Here is a 3,975-nt window from a genome sequence, read left to right on the forward strand (position 1 = left end):
GTTATCAACGGGGTCTGAGCCCCTCTCTTCTATGTCTGCGACGAGCGTCACCGTGAGCGTTCTGTGTCGTTGATGCATTGCTATCAATGGGAGTTCTTCAACGAGACGGAACGGCATCAGTGGCGCACAGCTTGGCGGTCCTGCCTGCGAACGGGCAGCGGACGTGGACCGTGATCGATGAGAAGTACCGGACGGTCAACCCGGTCGAGGGCTGGCTGGAGGCCCACCGGCATCTATGGTCGCCGAACACCGTCCGCGGCTATGCCACCTCGCTGGCCCAATGGTGGACGTTTCTCGAACAGCGTGATGAGGCCGGGAAGTGGCGTGATCTCGGGGTTCCGGCGGTGGCCGGGTTCCTGTCCTGGCTGCGCAACGGCCGCACGGTCGAGCACGTCCTGGTCGCGCCCGAAGATGTGCCCGCGCCGGAGACGTTGGAGGCGAGGCTGGCTGCGCTGATCTCCTTCTACCGCTGGCAGGAGGCGGTCTTCTCGGTGCCGGTCGCGGGTCGGATCATGCGCGGGGCTCCGCGTCGGGCTCCGGCCCGTGGGCTGCTCGCTCACCTGGACGCCCGCACCGGGCCGAGCCCCTCCTCACTGGTCAGGGTCCGCCGTCATCGTCATCGGGGGCGGCCGCCCCTGCTGCTGCCGGGGGATATTCAGGCGATCCTGGACGGCTGCGCGATGCCGGATGCCTCGGTCGGCGAGTGGACGGGGAACCTGCGCGACCGGTTGCTGTTCGCGCTGCTGGCGGAGAGCGGGATGCGCCTGGGCGAGGCCCTGGGGCTGCGGATCGGCGACTTCGTCATGGGCCGCGGCTCCACTCCCTATATCGAGATCGTCCCCCGTGAGGACAATCCGAACGGGGCCAGGGTGAAGATGATGCGCCCCCGCCGGGTCTATGTCGGCTGTGACCTGGAGAGGCTGTTCGCCGACTACCTCACGCATCTCGCCTGCCGGGCCGCTGAGCTGGGCATCGAAATTCGTACCGACTCGCCGCTACTGGTGAATCTGACCCGGCCGCCGCTGCTGGCCGCCCTGCGGGAGGGGACGGTGCGGGACAAAACCGCCGCCTTGCGCAAGAAGGGCGCCGGTCCCGCTCCCTGGACGCCGCACTGGTTCCGGCATTCTCACGCGACCGCGTTGTTGCTGGCCGGGACGCCGGAGTGGGTGGTCTCTCGCAGACTTGGGCACGCACACGTGCAGACCACGCTCGACCTCTATGGCTGGGTCCGTGAGGACGAGGCCCTGCGGGCCGCCGCGAACTGGAAGTCGTACGTCTCCTCCTGGCAGGTGACCGATGGCCGGTGAACAACGGCACCTGCACGCTGCCGGCGGCGAGGATCCGTTCTGGCGCCTGTGGGCCGACCTGCCCGAGCCCTGGACGCGCGTGGTCATCGGCGACGACGTCGACGACTGGGACAGGATCACCGAGAACGGCGACCGCCGGATCGACCTGCGTGGACTGCCCGACCCACTCCGGTCCGAACTGGCCTGGATGTCGCACTGGCAGGCGATGGACGGGACCCGCTCCGCGGTGCTGGGCACCAACCAGTTCGCGAACATCCTGCGCCGGGCGATCCGCGATGAACACCCCTTCCCGACTTCGATCCGCACCATGGACTGGGAGACGGCCGGCGCCCTGCAGCGGTGGTTCTATGCCACCCGCTGGGGCCGGCTGCCGCCGCACGGCAGCATCGCCCGGCTTCGGGTGATCTTCCGTTTCAGCCGTCTCGCTCTCCTCGCCCGCTGCTCGGACGGGCCGTGGTGGTCGCTGGACGAATGGCACCCGCGATGCGACCCGCGCATCCCGCTCGCGGAACACGAACCCCAGGCCCACTACGGCTGTTCACCCTCCAAATTCGCCCACCCCTGGCTGCGGGAGGCGGTGAAGTGGTGGCTCGGCACCCAGCTCGAGGCGGGCGTCCTGCGCTGGTCCACGGTGAGCCAGGAGAGGATCCGCTGCCTGGTCCGCTTCGACCGCTGGCTCGAGACCTTCACCGATCCGCTGGACGTCCTGGGCGATCCCGCCCATGCGGTCCAGGTGGCTGCCGCCTTCCGCCGCTGGGACACCGACCCCGCCAACCGGCTCCTTCGGCAGAACGAGCAACGATTCGCCCACAAGCCGGTCTCCACCCGTCAGGTCAACGATGATCTGCGGGCCATCGCCGAGCTGTTCGCGTTCGTCGCGGCCAATCCGGCCGAGGCCCGCCAGGTCCTCGGAGTGCACCCGTGGTCCCGGGTCACCGACGCGCACGCCGCTGGCTGGTTCCGCCAGGTCTCCCGCATTCCCCATCAGCGCGACCTCAACGACGAGCACTACGTCGACGACCACGCACTCGCACAGATCCCCGCCGCTCTGCCCTTGCTCGGGCTGGGCCGCGGTGAACATATGGGAGTCACTTGTGGTGACGGGCAGCAAGTCACCGCCCGCGGCATGGACGATCCGCAGGCCATGCGCATGATCCTGCTGCAGATCCTCACCGGACGGCGAGCCAGCGAGATCCGCACCTGCCGCTTCGACTGCCTCTCCCCGGTCCCCGACCGGCCGGTCGACGCCGCCGAAGGCGAGGAGATCGCCCGCTTCCACTACGCACAGAGCAAGATCGATATCGCGCCGGACAACATCCTCGTCGACCTTGAGGTCGTCGCGGTCATCGAGGAACAACGGCAGTGGATTCGAGACCAATTCCCCGGCATCACCCCACGCCACCTGTTCATGCAGCGGACCGGCAACCGTCAGGGCGACAAGCCCTACCCGTCCGGGACCTACAGCTGGATACTCCGCGAGTTCAGCAAGACCGTGGAGATCACCGACAGCAAGGGCAAACCGGTCGGCCTGAGCCACACCCACCGCTTCCGGCACACAAAACTGACCCGGCTCGCCGAACTCGGCCTGCCCGTTCATGTGTTGATGCGTTATGCCGGGCATGCCAGCCCGTCGATGTCGATGCACTACGTCGTCGCCCGCCAGGAACACGCCGAGCAGGCGTTCCTGGCCACCGCCAAGCTGCGGGCCGACGGCACCCACGTCACCTTCTCCCGCGACGACCACGACACCCTGCACCTGTTCAACCGCGCTGACCGGTTCCTGCCGAACGGCTGGTGCATGCTGCCGCCCTTGCAGACCTGCGACAAGGGAAACGCCTGCCTGACTTGCTCGGTCTTCGTCACCGACCCTTCCCATCAACCCGCCCTTGCACGGCAGCTGACCGAGACGGCGGCGCTGATCGACCGAACCACCATCAACTTCCAGGAACGTCACGGCCACCCGATGCCCGAAGACAACGTCTGGCTGCTGCAGCGACGAGCCGAGCACGCTGCCCTCACGAAGCTGCTGGCCACCATCGCCAACGAGCCCGGCCGAGCGGTCCAGGGCGCCGGCTGCGGCGCTGCCTCCACCGGACCCGTTCCCCTCCGCCTCGATCTCGACCACCACCGAAGGACGCGGCCATGACCGACGCCCGCACCAAGCGAACCCAGACCCTCGCCGCCGCGGCAAAGGCGAAGTCACAGGCCAAGACCACGGCTGCGGAGAAGGCGATCCGCACCCTCGTCAAACGCGGCGAGCCGATCACGTTCCAGGCCGTCCAGCGCGAGGCTCACGTCTCCCACGCCTTCCTCTATAACCACCCCGACCTGCGCGAACGCATCCAACGGCTACGGGCCCAGGGTCGTCCCATTCCCACACCGGCTCCTCCCGCAGACGAACAGAGCACCCTCGTCCTCGCCCTGACCGGACAGGTCACCCGGCTTAAGAAGCTACACCGGGAAGAAGTACAGGCCCTGCGAGACGCGTTGGAGCAAGCCCACGGCGAGAACCTCGACCTGCGTCGCGAACTCACTCGCCGCGGCGGCGAACTCTCACCAGCGAGAGCCAAAATCATCGGCCCCTGCTGACCACGTCACATCGATCGAAAGGACACTCTGAGATGCAGAAACAAGCTCAGATTGTGATCGAACCGGCGATAACGCCGGG

Annotated in this window: 3 protein-coding genes; all 3 read left to right on the forward strand. The window is 67.7% G+C overall.

Going from position 1 to position 3,975, the window contains the following annotated elements; genetic code table 11:
• Positions 1–170: 170 nt before the first annotated feature.
• From ACZ53K_RS42590 to ACZ53K_RS42600, 3 genes are read left to right on the forward strand one after another with little or no spacing between them, the layout of a single operon-like run.
• Positions 171–1,307, forward strand: a complete 1,137-nt coding sequence (locus ACZ53K_RS42590) for a tyrosine-type recombinase/integrase (protein WP_468848511.1) — start codon at positions 171–173, stop codon at positions 1,305–1,307.
• Positions 1,297–3,453, forward strand: a complete 2,157-nt coding sequence (locus ACZ53K_RS42595; RefSeq protein WP_468848514.1) for a tyrosine-type recombinase/integrase — start codon at positions 1,297–1,299, stop codon at positions 3,451–3,453. Before ACZ53K_RS42590 ends, ACZ53K_RS42595 begins: the two co-directional genes overlap by 11 nt.
• Positions 3,450–3,896 (forward strand): DUF6262 family protein, encoded by a 447-nt coding sequence (locus ACZ53K_RS42600; protein WP_468848517.1) that lies wholly within the window; start codon positions 3,450–3,452, stop codon positions 3,894–3,896. Before ACZ53K_RS42595 ends, ACZ53K_RS42600 begins: the two co-directional genes overlap by 4 nt.
• The last annotated feature ends 79 nt before the right edge of the window (positions 3,897–3,975 follow it).

This window comes from Streptomyces sp. NPDC033221, assembly GCF_055577005.1.